The organism is Candidatus Poriferisocius sp., from assembly GCF_965202595.1.
GTDB lineage: Bacteria > Actinomycetota > Acidimicrobiia > Acidimicrobiales > Bin134 > Poriferisocius.
This window is the reverse complement of the sequence record NZ_OZ241836.1, coordinates 876,212-896,700: the sequence shown is the minus strand read 5'-3', so window position 1 is coordinate 896,700 and position 20,489 is coordinate 876,212. Positions and strand designations below refer to the sequence as shown.

Below are 20,489 nucleotides of genomic sequence, written 5' to 3'. Positions count from 1 at the left end.
TTAGGGTTGCCCAGCGGGGTATACTTCGCACCTATTCGGCCCATATAGCATTGGTAATTCCATCAGCAATCCTGCGATATGAACCATCTGAAAGATTGAAAATACCCATTTCACCATTTGAAAATATGACCAAAAGCGATTCACCATTCAAGTCCATATCTACAATATTTTCTTGTACAGCAATCTCATAGTAAGGAAGTAGGGTATCGGGGTTGAGCAACACAATTTTTCTCCCCTGCCTATCACAATTATTGCTTGCATTGTTTACATAATTGCAAGATTGTTCGACAACTACTAGGTTGCCATTGACATCACCAGTTGGCAATGTCCAGCCATCACCCCGACTCATAAATGTAGAGGAATGTGATACGGTATTAAATATACCAATGAATGGATACCATTTGCCATGGTAATAATTTACCCATAGTTCAAATACAATCTTATCGTCGCCAACCCAACTAACTTCCAAAATAAAACCACCTTCTACAATAAAGCCATCAGTATCCAGCTCTCGGTCAAAGGATAAGGTATAAAAAATAGACTCAGACTCAAGTCCATAAAACGGATAATCTGGATCAGATATATCATAGTTGACATCAAATATTACTGATCCAATGGTAGAGATAGTATTGTACAGCAATATGTTCTTTTCATTGATAGATGGATAGCGACCATTAAGAGCAAGAAAAAGTGGGCTACTGTTTTGCAATGTGTCAATGACTTCAAACCTACCTGCGGCCGGTTCACAACATAGGCTTATCAACAAATATCTTGAATCAATCCATTCCAAGTTTTCAATGTAGCTGATAGGGCCTTCTATATCCGGGAATATTTCGTTTTTATTACCAAAACGTTTGCAGTAGAAGTGCCGATAATCAGCACCAGAATAATGCCATATTACAACCTGCTCTAGAGTTAATGTATCTATTGAAATTAGCTGACAGTCATGTGTTGACACAATTATCTTGGTTGGCGTCGGACCACCTGCTTCAAATTGTTTAGCACTTGCTTGACTACTTTCGAGATATGAACCTTCCAGTATTTCTAGGTCTGATGGTACCCGTATCACATGTTTTGTAATTTCCTGTAAGCCTTCTTCTACATTCGGGGGAACTGTTGTTGTAGGCGGTGGCAACACGGTGGATGATACTGTTGGCGTAGCAGAGATAACCGTTGGTGTTACAGAGGGTGTTGCTATAGAAGAGTCATTTGAAGGTCGCAAAGTTTCAAAAGCAGAAGTACTGGTTGAGGTAGCAAAATATTGATTGCTATCCGACTGCGATTCTTTATTATTACAGCCTGCCAAACTCAATAAAATAACTACAACCCCTAAGATACTTCTCCATAGCAAAGTTCCATTTCCGGCGACCGCACCCCCAACAAACTTTCTCCGAGTAATTGGAGTGCCCCGATGTTGCCGCAGATCGGCCATGGGTTTTCTCTCTTGCTCCAGGCTGCTCGGGGGAATGGTTCAACCGGTGGCCTGCTCGGCGGCGGTCACGGTGTTTGACATGAGCATGGTACGGGTCATGGGACCCACACCGCCGATTCGGGGAGAAAGCCAGCCGGCCACCTCGGCCACATCGTCGTCAACATCCGACACCAGCTTGCCGTCGACAAAGCTCACCCCGGCGGCCACCACCGCGGCACCGGGCTTGACCATGTCGGCGGTAACCATGCGGGGCGAGCCCGCCGCGGCTATCAAGATGTCGGCAGTACGGGTATGGGCGGCCAGGTGACCAGCGCCGGTGTGGACCACGGTGACCACAGCGTTGGCATTGGGCCGCTTCAACGACAAAAGGTTGGCCAGAGGACGCCCGATGGTGAGCCCCCGCCCGATTATCACCACATGCCGGCCGGCTATGGGAACCTCGTAACGCTCCAGCAAGAGCTGGATACCCGCCGGGGTGCAGGCCAGCGGAGCATCCACACCCTGCACCAACCGACCCAGGTTCACCGGATGCAAACCGTCGGCATCCTTGGCCGGCTCCACCCGCATCAAAGCAGCCTCATAATCAAGATGGCCGGGAAACGGATACTGCATGATGTAGGCATCCACCACCGGGTCGGCATTGAAATCATCCACCACCGCATCCACCTCGACCTGAGTGGCACCAGCAGGCAGATGAACCTCCCGGGAAACCATACCCAGCTCCTGGCAATCCCGATGCTTCATAGCCACATAATTGGCCGACGGCCCATCGTCACCCACCAGCAACGTACCCAAACCCGGTGTACGTCCCCGCTCCGCCAGAACCGCAATCCGGCTCTTCAACACATCCTTGATCTCAGCAGCCAGCAACTCCCCATCCAACTTGATCACAGCCATCACCAACAAGTCTCCCTCATCGAGAGCGGCTGGTTACGGATATCCGCAGATCCCGCTGCAACTCCAGGTTCAGGTTTGCCTGGTTGTTTAGCGTTTGGTTAGGAACGGGGATGGAGGTTTGACCCGGTGCCGACCCTTGGGGTCGGTGGTGAGGGTATGGCCGTGCTTGTGCACTTTGGTGTGGCAACTCGGACAAAGCAGCACGAGGTTGTCGATGTTGGTGGTTCCGCCTTGTTCCCACCACAAGATGTGGTGGGCTTCGCAGGCGGTGGCTCGGAGCCGGCACCCCACGCAATGTTTGTCCCGGGCTTGTAAGGCTAGTTTCTGGGTGTGTGAGGCTGCTCGCTGCTTGCGACCCAGATACAGGGGCACGCCGTCTGCGTTGAATATGGCGGGGATGATACCGGCATCGCAGGCGATGTGGCGCAATTCGTCGATGCCAATGGGGGTGTCGTCCATGAGCGCGGCATCCTTGAGTTGGCCGGTGAGGGCATCGTAGTCAACTTTCACCAAAAGAGTGGTGGCCTGCGGTGCCGGGTCGCTTTGGTCTTCACCGGTGGGAATGCCAGTACCAGGGGTTTGAGTGACCAGGTTGACCAGCGCGTCCGCGCAGCGCTGCTGGAAAGTGCGGTCGTTGCCGGATTGGAAGTCATGGCGCAACATGCGATCACACATGCCGTCCAAGGCTGTTTTCACCCGCTCACCGGATACGGCATCTAGTTCGGCGTGGAGCACGACCATGTCATCATCGCCATTGAACACTGCGGCTTTGCGGCGGCGGCGCTGCTGCTCCATCCGGCCAGCCGAATCATCACCGCTGCGCTCATTCTCGCATCGCCCCACGGTTTTCTTGAACTTGTCCAAATCTTCCACAATAGCTAGGGCAATTAGTTCGGCTTCCTGCTGTTTAGCCAGCGGTGCCCGAAGGTGAGATTCTCCGATCAGTTGGGCATGATCCATAGACACCCAACCGTCCTTGACCGCATCCAACGTGTGGGGCAGGTCTTTGAGAATGTTGACGGTTTTGGCTTGACGGTTCGCACGGTAGCGACCTACTCCGAACTGGCGGCACACCTCGCGAACAGCCTCATCACCCTCCAACTCCCCAAAGCGGCCCAACAATGCAGTCACGAGGCCTTCCAGTTGACGGCGAGTGTGGTCAGCTCGGAAAACCAGCTTCAACAACTCGTCAGAACTCAAATCGGAATAATCAACCTGCTCACAACACAAACACTTACAGCACCGAGCACCCACCTGCCCAGGAGTGTCCTCACTGTGATACTCAACGGTATCAGAGCCCGAGTAGATGCCAAACCCAGAACTATATTCCATACACAACAGTCTACCAACACCGGTGACACTTACCCCTCCCGGATTCACTCAATGCGTCGAGTCCCACTCAATGATTGTGCGGCAAGGCTACGGGACACGTAATTTTGTGGTCGTGCCTCATATCAATCAGCCGGGTGGCCCGTTCCAAAGCATTGACCACCCGGCGGTTTCCGGTCGGGAGCTTGAACTTCGAGCACTGGCCGACGCTGTGCGCCGCCTGGTGGCCGCAACCGTTTCCAACACTGCAACGGCCGCTGAGACCGCAGCCCTGGCCATCGAAGCCAACGAGTTGGCCGAGCGCATGGAAGCCCATATACCCGATGAACCTCCTCCCCGGTATGGGTTTGGTGTCAGCAAGTTCGAAGGGCCACCCATTACCCATAGGAGAGCACCGTTCGATCTGGTGACCGGTATCTGCAATCCCGCAGCCCTGACGGTGGAGATGTCGGTGGATACCGAGGCCAACCCTGCTGTGGCCAGGGGTCGGGCCAATTTTTCAGTCGTTTATGAAGGCCCACCCGGATGTGTGCATGGTGCCGCCATTGCTTCGGTGTTCGACATGGTGTTCACCAGCGCCTGCTCGCTGGCAGATGCCAGCGGGCCAACAACAAAATTGTCGGTGCAATTTCGCAGACCCACCCTGCTAGGGGTGGAAACAACCTTCGAGGGATGGGTGGAAGACATCCAGGGCCAGACCACCAAGGTAAGAGGCAAGGCTCTCCAAGGCGACCAAGTAACCGCCCGAGCCGAAGGTACCTTCCGGCAACTCGAACTGGAAGCCATACGCAACCTCTCTCGGAACTCGCAAGTATAGGCTATAAAATTTACTGAGAAAATCTATATTCAAGGACCACTGTTGACTGCAATTCGCGTGATTATTTACCAATAACTATTGCTACAATAACTATTGCTATACGTAATTCCAGCCGAAGCGGCCCTTGATGCAGAGGTGGCCCTGGGTTATGTCGTGGTCGTCGGGGGATGTGCATTTGACGATGCGGTTGTCCTGAACATGCAGTTCCAGGTTGCAGCCCACCCCGCAGTAGGAGCACACGGTCCGGGTCACGGTCTGGTCGTCGGGTCGCCAGTCGCTGGCTAGGCGCAGGTCGTACTCGGTCTTGAACTGAAGAGCGTTGGTGGGACACACCGCCACGCAGTTGCCGCAATACACGCAGGCCGAGTCGGGCAGGGCAACGTCGAATTCGGTGGATATGCGGGCACCGGAGCCCCGGCCGGCCACCGCAATGGCATAGGTATGCTGGGCATCATCGCCACAAGCCTCTACGCAGCGGTAGCACAGCACGCACTTGTCGTAGTCGCGGATGTAGAGGTTGTCCTGCACCCTTACCGGCTCGTTCATCATCTCGCCATCGGGAACATAGCGGCCGGGGTCGGCCCCGTAGTACTCGGCCCACCGGGCCAACTCATCGGCCTGTGACAGATCCACCCCGGTGGCCAGGAACTCCAGCACCATCCTGCGGCTGTGCCGGACCCGCTCGCTACCGGTGCGCACGACCATGCCCTTCTCCACCGGTCGGGAGCAGGAGGGCACCAGAGCCCGGCTGCCGTCCAGCTCCACGACGCACAACCGGCACACGTTCACCGGGGTGAGGGTGTCCGAGTAGCAGATGGTCGGGGTGTCCACCCCGGCAGCGTTGCAGGCATCCAAGATGGTGGCCCCCTCGGGCACCAGAACCTCCCGGTCGTCCACCCGGATGCTCACTGCGGTTTCGACAGGTACAGGATGCATTACCAATGTCCTAGCAGCACCAAAGCCATATCAACACCAACCTCATAGCAGCACCAACGCCATATCAGCAGCAATGTCCTATCAGCATCAAAGCCATATCAGCAGCAATGTCCTAGCAGCACCAACGCCATATCAGCTTCCTACCAGCCCCAGTGCCAGCGCGGAGCGTATCGCCGAGGCCGCGGTGTGACCCAGGCCGCAGATCGAGGCATCAACCATGGCCCGAGCCATGTCGTCGATGAGCTCGCCCCGTGATGGGGCCAGTGGCTCACCGGAGCGCCGCAGCTCCACCAGCACCTCATGCTGGCGAACCGTTCCCACCCGGCAGGGAACGCACTGGCCGCACGACTCGTCTCGAAAGAACTCGGCGATGCGCTCAACCACCGCGGCCATGTCAACGGTGTCGTCGAACACGGTTACGGCCCCCGACCCCAGGGTGGCTCCCGCCGCTCGGGCATCCTCCAGACTGAGGGGCATTCTCACCGCGTCGGGGCCGACAAAAACTCCGGCCGCCCCGCCCAGCAACACCGCGGCCAGTCGGCCGTCCGGTCCGCCGGCCAGATCGAGCAGATCCCCCAGCGTAGTACCGAACGGCACTTCGTAGAGGCCCGGCACCCCCACCCGACCCGAGACGCAAAAGAGCCGGGTGCCGGGTGAGCGCTCGGTACCCACCGAGCGATAGGCCTCGGGGCCGTAAACCACGATGTCCAGCACGTTGACCAAGGTCTCCGGGTTGTTGATGGCGGTGGGACGGCCGAACAGGCCGTGGCTGGTGGGATAGGGGGGCTTGTTGCGAGGCTCACCCCGGAAGCCCTCGATCGAGTTGAACAGGGCGGTCTCCTCGCCGCATATGTAAGCCCCGGCTCCCCGGCGCAGTTCGATATCGAAGCGTTGGCCGCCACCGGCCACGTCCTCCCCCAGCAGCCCGGCCTTGCGGGCCTGGGCAATGGCCCCCTCCAGGCGGGTGGTTGCCCGGGGGTACTCGCCCCGGATGTATATCCAACCCTGGACAGCACCGGTGGCCAAACCGGCGATGGTCATAGCCTCGATGACCGAGAATGGGTCGTGCTCGCACACGATGCGGTCCTTGAAGGTGCCCGGTTCGGACTCGTCGCAGTTGGCCACAACGTGCTTGTCGGGCCCGGGCTGGTCGGCCACCACCCGCCACTTGGTCCCGGTGGGGAAGGCGGCCCCACCCCGGCCCGACAGCTCGGACTCGCTGATGGCCGCTATCACAGCGTCCGGCCCCATCTCGACAGCCCGATGCAGGGCCCGGTAGCCGCCATGAGCACGGTAGGAGTCCAGGGAGGTCGGATCCACCACCCCCACCCGGCGAAGCACCCGCAGGCCGGGTTGACCCAGTTGGGGAAGGTGGAGGTTCTCAGCATCGTCCACCGGTACCCTGTCGGGCCGCCCCGTCCCCTGGATGAACTGCGCCGGGGGCCGGTCGCACTGGCCCAAACAGGGGCTGGTGCGGACCCTGACCCCACCGGCCTCCAACGAGGCCCGCAGGTCGCCGCTGCCGGCCAGGGCACACACCGGATCGATGCATATATGAACCACATCATCGCGGTGGCCAGGATCGGTGGTTCGGAACAGCTCGTAGAAGGTGGCCACGCCGTAGACCTCGGCCGGGGCAACCCCCAGCCGCTCGGCGGCGCAGTTGAGACCGCCGGGGCTGATCCAGCCGATCTCGTGCTGGAGAGAATGCAGCACCGGCAGGAGCATGTGGCGAAGTCCCCGGTGCCGGGAACGGCCCCCTCGCACCAACCGCTCGGTTTCGACCACGGTCGCAGCTTCCGAAGGAGGGACAACGGCATCCACAGCGGCCCGCTCGGCGCTGGTGGGCCGGCCGGCCCCGAAGTGCAGATCAGCCAAGAGACTCTCTCACCGCCGCACCGGCCCCCACCCGCACGGCGACATCGTTACCGCGGCTCGAAACCACCTGATCGTCGGCATCCACCCGCTCCACCCGCACGGCGGCGGCCTTGAACTCGGCAGTGCCCGACTTCGGATCCCAGGCCGGGTTGGTGAGGATGTTCACGTCGACCAGCTCCGGGTGATGCAGGGTGGTGAAGACCAGGCCGGGGGGCAGGCCGGACACCAACCGGGCGTTCATCTCCACAGATCCCCGGGGTGAGCACACTCGTACCCGGTCACCGTCGGATATACCCAGGGCGATCCCGTCTTTCGGGTTGAGTTCGAGGCCGACAAATCGAAGGGGCGAGGCGTACTGGCCACTCTGCACCCCGGTGTTGTAGGAGTCCAGCGCCCGCCCGGTGGTGAGTCGCAAGGGGAACTCCTCGCTCAGCTCCTCGATGGGCCCCCTGTGCTCCAGTACCGAGAACGGGGCCGGGTCGCGACCCTCCAGGTCTTCGGCCCACAGCCACCCGTGGAGAAAGGGGGTACCGGGGTGGTCCTCGTCGGGACATGGCCATTGCAACCCGCCGGATGATTCCAGGCGATCCCAGGTCATGCCCCGGTGGACGGGGGACAGGGCCCGCAGTTCATCCCATACTGCCTGGGGGTCGCGGGGCCCAAGAGCGGCACCCATCGCCCCGGCCATGTCACAGAGGATGTCGATGTCGTGGCGGGCCCGACCGGGTGGCAGCAGCGCGGGACGCACCCGCTGCACCCGGCGCTCGCTGGAGGTGACGGTGCCGTGGCTCTCCGCCCAGGCCACCGAGGCAGGGAGCACCACGTCGGCCATCTCGGCGGTGCGGGTCATCAGGATGTCCTGCACCACCAGGATGTCCAGGTTATCGAGCCGGGCCCGGGCGTGGGCAACATCGGCCTCGGAGTCAGCCGGGTTCTCACCGATCACGTACAGCGCCCTCAGGTCGCCCCGCCCCATGGCCTCGAACATCAAGGTGAGATGCCAGCCGGGTACGGGGTTGAGCGGTTGACCATAGGCGGCCTCAAAACGGGCCCGGTGTTCGGGGTCGTCCACGCCGACAAAACCGGGAAACTTGTTGGGAATGGCCCCCATGTCGCCGCCACCCTGCACGTTGTTCTGCCCTCGCAGCGGCACCAGGCCCGAACCCCACCGGCCCACATGACCGGTGAGCAGGGCCAGATTGCACAGCGCCAGCACGTTGTCCACGGCGTTGTGGTGCTCGGTTATGCCCAGGGTCCACAGAATCTGGGCCTTGCCCGCAGTGGCGTAGGTGTGAGCCATCTCCACCACCACTTCGCCGGGAATGCCGCAGATGGTGGCTACGGCATCGGGGGTGAAGGGGTCAACCGAGGCGGCGTAGGCCTCGAAACCCCGGGTGGCGCGCGCCACAAAGTCGTGGTTGACCAGTCCGGCTCGGATGATCTCCCTACCAATCCCACCGGCCAGGGCTATATCGGTACCCACATTGATGCCCACCCAAACATCGGCGAAGCGGGCCGAGGAGGTGTAGCGGGGATCCACGCAATACATGCGGGTCCCATGGTCCAACCCCTTGAGTAGGTGGTGAAAGAAGATGGGATGGGCCTCGCGGGCATTGGACCCCCACAGCAGGACAACGTCGGCTTCCTCGATCTCCTGGTAGGAGCTGGTACCGCCCCCCGCTCCGAACACTGTCGCCAGACCGACGACCGAAGGAGCGTGTCAAGTCCGGTTGCAGGAATCGATGTTGTTGGATCCCACCACCGTGCGGATGAACTTCTGGGCCATGTAGTTCATCTCGTTGGTGGCCTTTGAGCAACTGAACATCCCGAACGCCTGCGGCCCGCGCTCGGAGAGAACCTTGTTGAACCCGCTCGCCGCTCGCGACAGCGCTTCCTCCCATGTCGCCTCCCGCAGGTGGCCCCCGTCACGCACCAAAGGCACCGTCAACCGCTCCCGCCGAACCATGTATACCTCTCCTTCCCCCGAAACCGTCCCGGGCAATCCGCAATTCTAGCTGGCCCGCCTTCCTTTCCTCCCCCCGAAACCATCCCGGGCAATCCGCACCCCTCCGGGCCCGCACCGGCGCTCCCCTGTGCTACTCCTCCTTGGTCTTGGTACCGCCGGGCGCATCCGACTGGCCGTAGCGACCGTCACCCCAGCACACGATGGTTTCATCAACCCGCAACCCACACGAATGAGCCCAACCAGCCGACACCGCAACAAACCGACCATCAGGCACATCCAACTGACCCTGGCGACCGTCACCCCAGCACACGATGGTTTCATCAACCCGCAACCCGCACGAGTGAGCCCAACCAGCCGACACCGCAACAAACCGACCATCAGGCACATCCAACTGACCGTAACCACCATCACCCCAACAAAGCACGATGACACCACTGACGTGCAAACCGCACGAATGCCACGGGCCGGAGGATATAGCTGCGAACCGGCCAACCGGTGGTCGCGCTTGGTAGGTGTCGTTTTGGAACCAGTCGTAGTTGCTGCCCCAGCAAGCAATGGCCCCATTGATGTGCAACCCGCACGAGTGAGCCCAACCGGCCGACACCGCAACAAACCGACCATCAGGCACATCCAACTGACCGTAACCACCATCACCCCAACAAACAATGGCTTCATCAACCCGCAACCCACACGAATGCCAAGAGCCTGCCGACACCGCAACAAACCGACCATCAGGCACATCCAACTGACCGTAACCACCATCACCCCAACAAACAATGGCTTCATCAACCCGCAACCCACACGAATGCCAAGAGCCTGCCGACACCGCAACAAACCGACCATCAGGCACATCCAACTGACCGGCAGTGTTGCTGCCCCAACAAGTGATGACACCATCGACATGCAATCCACACGAATGAGCCCAACCAGTGGCAATTGAGTTGTATTTGTTGACAGGTTGGGAATCGGTTACTTCAACTACTGGTGACTCATCTAAAATTTCATCATTGGGTGTGCTACCAATATTGTCCTCCAACCATTTGATAGCTTCCAGAGGTTTCACAATTCCATGCCCGAACTCATCTGTCAGCTCCTCACCATTAGGGTTTTCTGCTGTTTCATACAATGCTCTCAGGATAAGCTCAGAATCAGCCTCAGGGAAACGGGCAATCAAGTGCGCTAAAATGCCGCTAATAACTGGAGCAGCAAGCGACGTTCCCCAACTCGAAGCCATCATGTTACCTGGCACTGTAGAGAGAATATTATTGCCAGGAGCTGCTATGTCTATACGCTTGCCAGCGGCATGGTCTTGTTGGGTGCCTTTTGAACTAAACCATGCTTTACTACCTGTTTCAGTAGTCGCTCCCACAGTTACAACGCCTGGAAAACCCGCAGGGTACACAATATTATCAGCCTCTATACAACGTTGGTCGAAAGGCACTGCTGGCACTTCACTGGGTTCTATTTCTACAGAACTCTTCTCAAACTTACCGCAGTTTCCTGCTGCTGCTACAACAATAATTCCTTGTGCTTGAGCAATGCGCACTAATGATTCAAGAATTTTACCCCCAGCTAAATCATCAATATCATTAGCAAATCTTTCGTTATCATCATAGCTAAAAATCCCAAATGACATATTGATAATATCAACTTCATTGTTAACTATCAGTTGGATAATGTCAGAATACATATCGGAGAACATATCTCCATAGCAATCATACCTTCTGGGCACAATCTTGGCCAATGGTGCTACACCAATCCCGTCTACTCCATTCATTTCAGCAGCTATAACCCCAGATACTTTTGTACCATGAGAACCCAAAGAAGCAACAAGTGAACAAGATGTAGTATCCTCATTTTGAATATTATCGTCTAGGTCCCTGTGGGTTATATCAAAGCTAATATCAAAGACTCCTACTGAAACGTGAGCACCTTCAGGCCATCCTTCCTGCAACTCATCAGCATTTATTGCATCAAGATACCATTGCTTTGAAGACTCAGGGTCATTGATATTGGCAACCTGAAGAGGAGATACCGACATTGTGGGAGTTGATCTGATGTCAAGAATTTCCGCGGGTGAAGTAGTAACAACAGGCAGTTTCATCGGAATAAGGGTGGAGTTTACCGTGTCTGCCTCGGGCGCTGCACCTGATAACGAGAGTTGTCCGGTCACCACCAAAACCACCAGCACCAATACAGCTACAACCATACCACCCCTGGAGATGAAATGACTGCTAGAAGGGGGGGGGGGGGGAGCAGGTTGTTCTGGTCGGAATGCCGACTGCTCATATCTTTTTCCTCCTGCTCATATTTTATTTCAGCGGGGATGTCAGCTCAAGCCGACTATTTCGCCGTTCTCGTCAAGGTCTATACCCATGGCGGCGGGTTGGCGGCCGAGGCCGGGCATGGTGCGCATGTCGCCGCAGATGGGATAGATGAAACCGGCACCCACCGAGGCTCGCACCTCCCGAACCGGCAGCGTCCAGCCGGTGGGAGCACCTTTGAGAGACGGGTCGGAGGAAATGGACAAGTGAGTCTTGGCTATACACACCGGCAAATGACCAAAGCCGGCCGCCTCATAGGTGGAAAGTTGCCGGTTGGCGATTGCTGAATACTCCACACCGTCCGCGCCATAGACGGTAGTGGCTACTGCGGAGATCTTGTCCTTCAGGGACAGCTCGTCCTCATACAGCATCTTGAACGAGCTGGGCTCCTGGCAGGCCTCGGCCACCGCCTCGGCCAACTCGACCGCGCCCGCACCACCATCGGAGAAGTGCGTGGTCACCGCGCAGCGGGCCCCGTACTCGCCGGCTATCTCGGCAACGGCAGCCAGATCGGCATCGTGGTCACCGGGAAAAGCATTGATGGCCACCACCGGGGTTACACCGTGAGCTTGCATATTGGACAACTGCTTGCGCAGGTTGTCGCCCCCGGCGTGGACCTCATCGGGGTTTTCGGCCAGCAGACCCTCGGGCAGCGGTCGCCCGGCCACGATCCGGTGCTTCCCGGAGTGGGCCTTGAGGCCTCGCACGGTGGCAACCATGACCGCGGCATCTGGAGCAAGGCCCGAGTAGCGGCACTTGATGTTGAAGAAACGCTCTGCACCCATGTCGGCACCGAACCCGGCTTCGGTCACCAGGTAATCGCCGGTGCGGATGCCAATGAGGTCGGCAACGATGGAGGAGTTTCCGGTGGCTATGTTGCCGAACGGCCCGGTGTGCACGAGGGCGGGACCACCCTCCAGGGTCTGCATCAGGTTGGGCTTGATCGCCTCCTTCAACAGCACCGCCATCGCCCCGGCAGCTTTCAGGTTTTCTGCGGTGACCGGGTCGCCCTGCTCGGTGTAGCCCACAACGGTACGCCCGAGCCGGGCCCTCAGATCGGATAGGGAAGTGGCCAGCGCCAGCGTGGCCATGACCTCGGATGCGGCGGTGATGTCGAACCCGCTCTCACGGGGAATCCCGTCGAGTCGCCCGCCCAGGCCCAGCACCACATTACGCAACGCTCGGTCATTGATGTCCAGCACCCGGCGCCAGGTGATGTTGTGCAGATCCAGCCCCAGCTCGTTGCCGTGGTAAAGGTGGGCATCAAGCATGGCCGAGCACATGTTGTGAGCCGCGGTCACAGCGTGCATGTCACCGGTCAGGTGGAGATTGAACAGCTCCATGGGTACCACCTGGCTGTAGCCACCACCCGCCGCGCCCCCCTTGATGCCGAAGGTTGGCCCTAGCGAGGGCTGGCGGATGGCGATGGTGGCTCGCTTGCCGATGTGGCTGAACCCCTGACCCAGCCCCACGGTGGTTGTGGTCTTGCCCTCGCCCAGCGGGGTGGGGGTGATGGCGGTCACCACCACGTAGCGGGCCTCGGGACGGTCGGCCAGAGCCTCGATGGCCTCCAAACCGATCTTGGCGGCCCCCGATCCGTAGGGTTCCAGCATATCGTTGGGGATGCCCGCTTCTGCGACGATGTCGCTCAGTGGCCGCAGTTTGGCCCCGCGGGCAATCTCGAGATCGGATGGGAAGGACATAAGCCCGCCTCTCATACATAACGGTCGTCATACATGATAAGCCCGCCTCTCATACCTGATGTTTCTCATACATGGACGGTTGCTCTCAACCCGACAGCGTAGACGCAATCGAAATTATCCGTCCGAGAAGTGGCGGCACCGCCCGACTGATTCCGCGGGTGGTTGGCGAGGAGGGGACTCGCCAACCACCCGCAGTGAGGGGTTCAGACGTATCTGCCGATCTACCAGCCGAGGAGGCTCCTCCTTCAGGTACGGGCGATGAACCAGCGGACAGGCTGACCCAGAAGCATCAAGCCATTCTCGCTGGTTTCATAGGTTTGGACCCGAGCGATCACGAAGTTCTCACCCACCGCCAACTGGACGTTGGTCAACTCCCTCTCGACATATGTGAGATCGGGCAGGTCGAAAGCGTCGGATAGGGTCTGCCACCCCCAGTTTTTACCATCGGACGACCAGCCCACCCACCGTTCAAACCCGTCTGCCGCTTCGACCGCCTGGGAGTTCTCAGCATCGGCCAGGGGCTCCAGATCGTCGAAGGAAAAAGTCACAAGATCCTCCCCGGTATCCGGATCTTCGAACACGAACTCCTCGAGGGCGGCCCCATAAGGAGCGTCCGCAGCATCCCGCATTTGCACCCAGACTCCCTCGGGCAGGGATATGTTCCCCATGACCCCGGTATTGAACTCGTAGAGGACGGTATCGGTGGATATGTCCCTCAGGACGAACTTGCCTTCCAGCAGGTTGTAACGCAGTTCGTAGCCGTCCTTGATCCCTCGCATTACGGTGATGAGGCTGGCAGCCGACACGCGCTCCGGGGCCGACACCACGACCGTGCCCGCAGGACCGACCCCCAGGCGATCAACTCCGGCCAACCCGCTGGGCAGCTTGGAAACCAGCACAGGGGCATAGACACCGTCGAGACGCTCGAACCGGTAGTCACTGCCGGACAGGCCCAGCATCCAGATCGTTTCCTGGGCGGTCTCGTAGTGCCCGAAAAAACGGTGGATGAAAGAAACCGTGCCATCTTCATCGGGCACCGATGGCTGATCCCACTGGCGGGTGCTATGGGTCACCGTGGTGATTCCCCTTACCCAGTTGCCGTCGGCCAGGGATGCCTCCGACCACTGGCGGCCGTCGGGGGAGGTAACCAGCTTCCCGGCATCAATAGTTTCAGCGCTCAGCAGGGTGAGGTAGAAACCCTCGGGAGTGCTGTAGCCCGCCACCTGCTGGGCTGGATACTCGGCTACCAGCTCCAGGGGATCACCATTGCTGTAGTAGAGACGGGTATGACTCCCCCCCCTCTCGGGAAGCAACACCATGGTGGCGATCACCATGTTCTTCCCGGACACCATCACCCCCGTTCCCGATTGTGACTCGCCGGAACTGGCGGTCTCGAAAGCCAGATCGGTCCAGGTGGCACCGCGGTCGTCGGAGAAGAAGGCTCGGTGATCGTTGAAACGGCCAGAAGTGGAGGAAGAGTCGAGAGCCCATCCAGTGGCCAGCCAGCGGTCACCGGTGATGTCGAGACGTTCGAGGACAAAATCGGGCGGCAACGAGACCGCTGTCCATGTGGTGCCGTCACGGGAAACCATTGCCCGGCTCCCACCGGAGCCGCCATCAACCCTGACCAGCACCCGTCCGTCACCAACCGAGGCAATGCCGTAGATGTCCACAGCGTCAGCGCCGAATACCGAGGCAGGGTTGAACTCTGTCCACTCGAGCGCTTTCCCGGTAGACAGAGCCTCCGGCGTGACCGGCCCAGAGCCCTCGCCGATCTCGGCCCGGGGCAAATTTTGGAACTCATTCGGCGGCTCGTTGCCCGAGGTTGTTTCCGGTACCGGGCCGGTAGTCGGTTCATTGGCCACGACTACCTGGGTGGTCTGCTCACGATCCACCGAGTTCCAGGCAACGATGCCCCCGACCAGCAGGGCAGTGGAGGCAACGATACCTACCACCGCTCGGCGGATGTTGCGGGCTCGAGCATGGGCGGCCGCCCGCTCGGCGATATAACCCACCGGGGGCCGGACAGCCGGACCATCCACTCGGCGGCAGATGGCCTCACTCAGCGCCTCACCCAGAGCCGGATCGCCATGGCCAACCGAATCGTCACGGCCAAACGAATCATTGCGGCTCATCGGATTTTCGGGGCTCGAATGCTTGTTGTTCATCGCTCGATTACCTTTCTCAGTTCAGCCAAACCACGGGAGGTGGCGCTTTTCACCGTGCCGGGGCGCACCCCCATCGTGCGGGCGATTTCCTTCTCGCTCATACCGGCGTAGAACCGCAGTACCAGGGCAGTCTTCTGGCGGGGAGACAGCAGGTTGAGCGCATCGAGCAAGTAGTCCTGCTCCTCGACGGAGTCTGGATTGTTGAACAACCGTGGGCCGGCGCGCCGGCGCGTTCTTCGCTTGCGCAGCTCGCTTCGGGCACTGTTGACCACCGTGGAGCGCAGGTAACCACCGGGGTTGTCGAGACGGCTCCAGCGGTCGAACACCTTGACGAAGGCTTCCTGCACGATCTCCTCGGCGGTTTCCGGCAAATCCACCAACCCCCGGGCCAACCGGACCATCGGTTCGTACTCCTCCTGGTACAGATCGTTGAACCCGGCCCGCCAGGCGAACCTTTTACCAGGGGAGGCTTCCTGAGGAGCCGACAACTCCTCCCCCCGGACCTCTGCACCTCGCCTTGTGACCACTGGTAAAGTCTCCACTACCCGCAACGACGCATCACCACGCCGGTTGGTTCCCCGCATCCTGATCCCCATGCTCTCCAGGACCAATTGGTGGTCGGAAAGCTCTAGTGGTGATCGTGACAGAGTTTACTACAGATGGTTTGGACTGGATGCCAGTGGTGGAGTCTGCGGGGCATGGAGGTCTTCGATGATGGCGATGTGTACCGGGCCGATGTTGAGGTCGGTGCCTTTGGGTAGCCAGCGTCGTAGCGTTGCGTTGTTTTGTTCGTTGGTGGGTCATTGCCAGGAGAATCCGGCATCGCAGAAATAGACCTCAATGCCCAGGGCATGTTCGATGTCAGCCCTTTTGGCCATTCCCGTTCCTTGGTCCCAGGTCAGGGTTTTGACCAATCCGGCGGGTTGGCGACCCAGTACGGCGGTGATGGCTTTGGCGGTGTTTTGGGCATCGCAACCATCAGGTAGCGCCACCACCAGGGTTTGGCGGCTGGTGCGCTCCACCAGGGTGGCTATGGCGGTTTGGTTGTTCCGCCAGATTATCAAATCGCCTTCCCAATGGCCCGACTCAGCTCGGTTGGCGACTATTTCGGGACGCTGCGCTATCGGCCGGAAATCACCCAAAACAGAACGTTTTGCCAGCTCACAAGGACTTCTGGCTTTACGCCGACGGCGTTGACACACCAGCAGTTTCCAACTATCAGCCGCTAGACCACTGCGAGCGTCGCGCGCGTAGCACGCCCCGTAGATCGTTTCCCCACACACCCGCAGCCCCCGCTACACGAAGCATCTGAGATCGTATGCGGTGACCAACGAAGCGCCAACCACTCAGCCACAGCCCTAGCCAACACGCTATCTGCCCCCTGTTGCAATGAAAGATATGTCAGTCTAATCAGGAATGTTGCAGTTCCCATTCTGCATGAACGTCGCAAGCCGAAAGCTGAATCTGTTTGACGGTCACCTTGGCATCGGATCTATCAAGCGAGACGCGTGCTGCTGCGGAGTTCTCACCGTACGCGCAGTTGATCGTTGGCCCGTCTGCCTCAAACGCGGATAGCGGTGCATCTGCGAGCGACTCAAAAATAGCGGTGGGTATCTCGATCAGCTGATAGCGATACGGCGTTATGGCCCGACTGGCTCGAAACGCTCTGAGCATGAGAATTGCATCCACTGCGGCACAATACTCCTTGAAGAGTTCGAGTGTTTTAGCCTGACGAGCGCGTGCCGAACGGACATCCTGGATCCATGCCGCTTCCGTCAGTTTGGAGATATGCGTTGAAGTATTTGAAAGTCGCTGCGCCGCGGTCGACTTTAGTGACAGCTTGCGAACATGACCGTCTGCTGCTGTGACGGTTGTATCCACAAAGCGCTGTGTAGCCGAGCCGAGCGGGTGCAGGGTCCAACCGACGGCTTCACACGTATCTCGAAAGGCACTTTCAAAGCTCCCAAGACCAAGCGCATCCACCGTTACGCCATGATGAGCGGAGATCATGAGGCTGAAGTACTCAATCCAGTCCGGCTCCGCGGTAAGCCAAGTCGGTACGGGCTCTGCGAGGAGTGCCCGAGGTGGGTCCGCCAACGAATCGACCATACGGGTCACATACCTGATACCCATCGGTGAAAGTGCGTCTATGCGCTGCTCAAGAGCCTTCCGTTCGTTCACAGCCCCAACCGATGCCGAATCAGATCCACAAATGCTGGCTTCAGTTCGATGCCTGCCCAGCGGCGATCCATATCCTGTGCTGCCAGCAGTGTAGTGCCCGATCCTGCGAAGGGATCCAGAACCATGTCACCAGGTTCGCTCGTAATCTTGATGCACTGGCGTGCCAGCGCCATCGGCATGACTGCGGGATGATCGCCAACTCCACTACCGGCAGGCCTGCGCGGTTCGGTGTTGATGTCCCAAACCGTGCGCAAGCGACGGTCGTTGGGACCTCGCACCGAGTCAATGTCGTAGTAGTAGTCTTGACTCTTCGACAACAAGAACACAGTCTCATGAGCCTTGGTGGGTCGATCCCCAACCGACTCGGGATGTGCATTTGGCTTGTACCAGATCACCTCCGAGCGTAGCCACCACCCGGCATCCTGCAATGCGAGCGCGAGCCTCCATGGCACCCCAATCAGATCCTTAGGCTTGAGACCCTCTGGTGTCGGTGGGCGAACCCGCATGGCCCGGGCCCGATTCTTGCGGTCAGGAGCGCGATAACTCCGATTTCCCGAGGTATAACTGTCGCCTACGTTCAGCCAAACCGTACCATCGTCGGTGAGCACCCGTCGTACTTTGTCGAAGGTGATCACGATGCTCTTCACATAGTCACCCAGCGCGTCGTCCCGGCCAATTTGGCCGTCAGCCTCATAGTCACGAAGCGACCAGTACGGTGGCGATGTCACCACAGTACGCACGCATCGATCGGGCAGCATGTCAAGCCCCTCCGAGGCTCGCCCACAGATCAGAACCGACTCGCTTGGACTGACAATCTTGCCGCTGGCCGCTTCTGCACTCATGTGAATCTGGGCTGAGCCCGGCGGCCTGAAGCGACTCATCTTTTCTGATGTTAGTGGCTCCTGCCACGCGTCCGAGGGACCGCTCGTATTCATATCGAAAAGTTGACCCTCAATGCCTCGAAGCATCACTTCTCTCATGGAACCCACTGTCTCATAGGGGTGTGACATCACCCCGACCGGCTAGGTTACAGGCTCGCTACGGTAAGCAGACTCACAGCTATGGTGGCCCGGCTCGGGTTTGAATTTCACACAGCCATGGTGGCACGGTTGTGGCCCGGCTCTGGAACGGCGCGGCTTTAGGCGGCTATTGCGTTCTTGAGCAGGGCTTCGTTGGGCTCGGAGGGGAGTTCGGCGAGCGGTACGGAGATCTCGGCATGGGTCGGACCGTGCTGGGCGGCCAGCGGGGCCAGGGCCTGCAGGTCGAAGCCGTACAGGTCGGCGGCGGTGCCGGCCAGGATCTGTTGGAGTTCCACCGGGTCGGTGTCGCAGAACACCTGGCGCAGGTGCTCGCGGGTGTAGGGGCCGGTTCCCTCGTTGTGGGGATAGTCCGATCCCCACATCACCTTGTCAACCCCCAGCACTTGCCGAGCCGCGGCATCGTCATGACCCGGCTGGCTGATGCCCACCCAGCAGTTCTGCTGGAAGTATTCGGTGGCACTCCTGGGAAGGATGTGGCTGTCGTCGTAGCGCATCTCACCCATGCGGCCGGTGTCACGAATCTTGGCCAGGGTCTCGTCCAGATGGGCCAGTGCGCCCACCAACCAGGCGCAGCCCTGCTCGGTCATGACGAACTTGAGCCTGGGAAAGCGCTCGAACACCCCCGAAAGCAGGAGTTGGTAGAAGGGCCGGTGGGAGTAAAAACTCACCTCGGTGATGAACAGGAGGTCTGACACCGAGTACCTGCCGTAGTTGGGAACACCGGTGCCACCGTGGCTGTTGACGATGACCCCGAGATCCTGGCAAGCAGCCCAGAACGGGTCGTACACCGGGTCGTAAAGGGGGGCCAGGTCGCCGCAATCCGGGGGAATGGCCGATATGAGCACGCCTCCCCGGAGGTTGTTGGCCGCTATGAACTCCACATCGGCGATGGCCTCGTCCACATCGTTCAAAAAGGTCTGGCCGATGCCGGCCCGCTGATGGGGGTACTCAGCACACCAATCGGCCAGCCAGCGGTTGTGAGCCCGGATGCCGGCCAGCCGGTGCTCGAGCTGATCCGATCGGGGCGGGCGGGCGAAGAGGATGAAGCTGGGGAAGAAGGGGGGCACGGTGTTGGGGAACACCACCTCACCCACCTGACCGTCGGCGTACAGGTCGCTGAGCCGGCGTTCGTTGTCCCAGTTGCGCACCCGGCCCCCGTCCTGGAGATCCCGAAACGGGTTGCGGTACTTCTCCCGCCAGGCATCGAAGTCGTCAAGATACTTGGATTCCAGGTATCCCCGGTAGGTCTCGTGGTTGGCACCGGCGTGGCAGTCAGCCGAGATGATGGTGTATCGGTTGCTCATTGATCCCTCCGAGATGGTTGTAGGGGCTGAAAAAGGGTCTGCTCCCCAGCATGCCACGCCGGGAACCGAAACGCAGCCACCGGGAACGATCCAACCAACATGCCACGCCGGGAACCGAAACGCAGGCCGAGTGCGCTAGGTTGGCTCCCATGGGTTCCTCACCGGGCATTGTGGAAGGGGAGTGGGACGATCAACCCCACAACTGGCGGACGTTCTTCAAGCGGTGGCGGCGCCGCGAGGAGTCGTTCCGGTTCGAGGTGGTCCGCACCCAAGCCATGTCGGGCGAGGACTTTTTCGTGATCGGCCGGGCGGTTGCCGGTCGAGTCCGGGAGGGTGACGCGCTGGTGGTCGAGGTGGGCGACGAGGCGGTTCCAACCCGGGTTGTCTCCATTGATCACACCGTGCAGGACGACGACGAGTTCCACATGCTCATGGCCCTGAAGCTCGATGGCATCGGCCCCGACTCCGGCATCGGCCCCGGCACCACCATTCGCCCTCAGGCTTGACCACCATT

The 20,489-nt window shown here is 59.4% G+C and carries 16 protein-coding genes; 2 read left to right on the top strand and 14 right to left on the bottom strand.

Going from position 1 to position 20,489, the window contains the following annotated elements:
* Window positions 1–31: 31 nt before the first annotated feature.
* The 3 genes from ACOGXC_RS04450 to ACOGXC_RS04440 form a co-directional block, all read right to left on the bottom strand.
* Window positions 32–1,432: a hypothetical protein gene (locus ACOGXC_RS04450; RefSeq protein WP_419919503.1), complete on the bottom strand. Its 1,401-nt coding sequence runs from the start codon at window positions 1,430–1,432 to the stop codon at window positions 32–34.
* Window positions 1,433–1,471: 39 nt separating this feature from the next.
* Window positions 1,472–2,329, bottom strand: a complete 858-nt coding sequence (locus tag ACOGXC_RS04445) for a bifunctional 5,10-methylenetetrahydrofolate dehydrogenase/5,10-methenyltetrahydrofolate cyclohydrolase (protein WP_419919502.1) — start codon at window positions 2,327–2,329, stop codon at window positions 1,472–1,474.
* An 87-nt stretch (window positions 2,330–2,416) separates the two neighbouring features.
* Entirely contained in the window at window positions 2,417–3,661 is a 1,245-nt protein-coding gene (locus ACOGXC_RS04440) for a DUF222 domain-containing protein (protein WP_419919501.1), read from the bottom strand.
* A 70-nt stretch (window positions 3,662–3,731) separates the two neighbouring features.
* Between ACOGXC_RS04440 and ACOGXC_RS04435 the strand changes: the two genes are divergently transcribed.
* Complete coding sequence (locus tag ACOGXC_RS04435; RefSeq protein ID WP_419919500.1) at window positions 3,732–4,475, top strand: PaaI family thioesterase; 744 nt, start codon at window positions 3,732–3,734, stop codon at window positions 4,473–4,475.
* Between the two features lie 96 nt (window positions 4,476–4,571).
* On the opposite strand, the gene ACOGXC_RS04430 is transcribed toward ACOGXC_RS04435, so the two are convergent.
* From ACOGXC_RS04430 to ACOGXC_RS04380, 11 genes are all read right to left on the bottom strand, one after another.
* The gene (locus ACOGXC_RS04430; RefSeq protein ID WP_419919499.1) at window positions 4,572–5,411 is read right to left on the bottom strand and encodes a 2Fe-2S iron-sulfur cluster-binding protein; all 840 of its coding nucleotides are present in this window, start codon (window positions 5,409–5,411) and stop codon (window positions 4,572–4,574) included.
* A gap of 132 nt (window positions 5,412–5,543) precedes the next feature.
* On the bottom strand, window positions 5,544–7,289 hold the full coding sequence (locus ACOGXC_RS04425; RefSeq protein WP_419919498.1) for an NADH-ubiquinone oxidoreductase-F iron-sulfur binding region domain-containing protein: 1,746 nt from the start codon (window positions 7,287–7,289) through the stop codon (window positions 5,544–5,546).
* A complete protein-coding gene (locus ACOGXC_RS04420; protein ID WP_419919497.1) occupies window positions 7,282–9,255 on the bottom strand; it encodes a molybdopterin oxidoreductase family protein in 1,974 nt (657 codons plus the stop codon). Before ACOGXC_RS04420 ends, ACOGXC_RS04425 begins: the two co-directional genes overlap by 8 nt.
* Window positions 9,256–9,385: 130 nt before the next feature.
* Window positions 9,386–11,446, bottom strand: coding sequence for a S8 family serine peptidase (locus tag ACOGXC_RS04415; RefSeq protein WP_419919496.1), 2,061 nt, complete (start codon window positions 11,444–11,446; stop codon window positions 9,386–9,388).
* A gap of 138 nt (window positions 11,447–11,584) precedes the next feature.
* A complete protein-coding gene (locus ACOGXC_RS04410; RefSeq protein WP_419920013.1) occupies window positions 11,585–13,282 on the bottom strand; it encodes a formate--tetrahydrofolate ligase in 1,698 nt (565 codons plus the stop codon).
* A gap of 245 nt (window positions 13,283–13,527) precedes the next feature.
* Window positions 13,528–15,450 carry a hypothetical protein gene (locus ACOGXC_RS04405; RefSeq protein WP_419919495.1) on the bottom strand — a complete coding sequence of 641 codons (1,923 nt, stop codon included), beginning with the start codon at window positions 15,448–15,450 and terminating at the stop codon, window positions 13,528–13,530.
* Window positions 15,447–15,977 carry a SigE family RNA polymerase sigma factor gene (locus tag ACOGXC_RS04400; RefSeq protein WP_419919494.1) on the bottom strand — a complete coding sequence of 177 codons (531 nt, stop codon included), beginning with the start codon at window positions 15,975–15,977 and terminating at the stop codon, window positions 15,447–15,449. The genes ACOGXC_RS04405 and ACOGXC_RS04400 overlap by 4 nt, the downstream gene beginning before the upstream one ends.
* Window positions 15,978–16,250: 273 nt before the next feature.
* Window positions 16,251–16,733: an IS30 family transposase gene (locus ACOGXC_RS04395; protein ID WP_419919493.1), complete on the bottom strand. Its 483-nt coding sequence runs from the start codon at window positions 16,731–16,733 to the stop codon at window positions 16,251–16,253.
* A 127-nt stretch (window positions 16,734–16,860) separates the two neighbouring features.
* Complete coding sequence (locus ACOGXC_RS04390) at window positions 16,861–17,631, bottom strand: hypothetical protein (protein ID WP_419919492.1); 771 nt, start codon at window positions 17,629–17,631, stop codon at window positions 16,861–16,863.
* A complete protein-coding gene (locus tag ACOGXC_RS04385) occupies window positions 17,628–18,389 on the bottom strand; it encodes a DNA-methyltransferase (RefSeq protein WP_419919491.1) in 762 nt (253 codons plus the stop codon). The genes ACOGXC_RS04390 and ACOGXC_RS04385 overlap by 4 nt, the downstream gene beginning before the upstream one ends.
* A 380-nt stretch (window positions 18,390–18,769) precedes the next feature.
* Window positions 18,770–19,975 carry an amidohydrolase family protein gene (locus ACOGXC_RS04380; RefSeq protein ID WP_419919490.1) on the bottom strand — a complete coding sequence of 402 codons (1,206 nt, stop codon included), beginning with the start codon at window positions 19,973–19,975 and terminating at the stop codon, window positions 18,770–18,772.
* 149 nt (window positions 19,976–20,124) lie between these two features.
* Here ACOGXC_RS04380 and ACOGXC_RS04375 point away from each other — a divergent pair, with 149 nt between their 5' ends.
* On the top strand, window positions 20,125–20,481 hold the full coding sequence (locus ACOGXC_RS04375; RefSeq protein ID WP_419919489.1) for a hypothetical protein: 357 nt from the start codon (window positions 20,125–20,127) through the stop codon (window positions 20,479–20,481).
* The last annotated feature ends 8 nt before the right edge of the window (window positions 20,482–20,489 follow it).

Bases quoted from the DNA above. Each gene is read 5' to 3' on its own strand.
- ACOGXC_RS04450 (WP_419919503.1), bottom strand. From the start codon at position 1,432: ATGGCCGATCTGCGGCAACATCGGGGCACTCCAATTACTCGGAGAAAG.
- ACOGXC_RS04445 (WP_419919502.1), bottom strand. From the start codon at position 2,329: ATGGCTGTGATCAAGTTGGATGGGGAGTTGCTGGCTGCTGAGATCAAG.
- ACOGXC_RS04440 (WP_419919501.1), bottom strand. From the start codon at position 3,661: ATGGAATATAGTTCTGGGTTTGGCATCTACTCGGGCTCTGATACCGTT.
- ACOGXC_RS04435 (WP_419919500.1), top strand. From the start codon at position 3,732: ATGATTGTGCGGCAAGGCTACGGGACACGTAATTTTGTGGTCGTGCCT.
- ACOGXC_RS04430 (WP_419919499.1), bottom strand. From the start codon at position 5,411: ATGCATCCTGTACCTGTCGAAACCGCAGTGAGCATCCGGGTGGACGAC.
- ACOGXC_RS04410 (WP_419920013.1), bottom strand. From the start codon at position 13,282: ATGTCCTTCCCATCCGATCTCGAGATTGCCCGCGGGGCCAAACTGCGG.
- ACOGXC_RS04405 (WP_419919495.1), bottom strand. From the start codon at position 15,450: ATGAACAACAAGCATTCGAGCCCCGAAAATCCGATGAGCCGCAATGAT.
- ACOGXC_RS04385 (WP_419919491.1), bottom strand. From the start codon at position 18,389: ATGCTGCCCGATCGATGCGTGCGTACTGTGGTGACATCGCCACCGTAC.
- ACOGXC_RS04380 (WP_419919490.1), bottom strand. From the start codon at position 19,975: ATGAGCAACCGATACACCATCATCTCGGCTGACTGCCACGCCGGTGCC.
- ACOGXC_RS04375 (WP_419919489.1), top strand. From the start codon at position 20,125: ATGGGTTCCTCACCGGGCATTGTGGAAGGGGAGTGGGACGATCAACCC.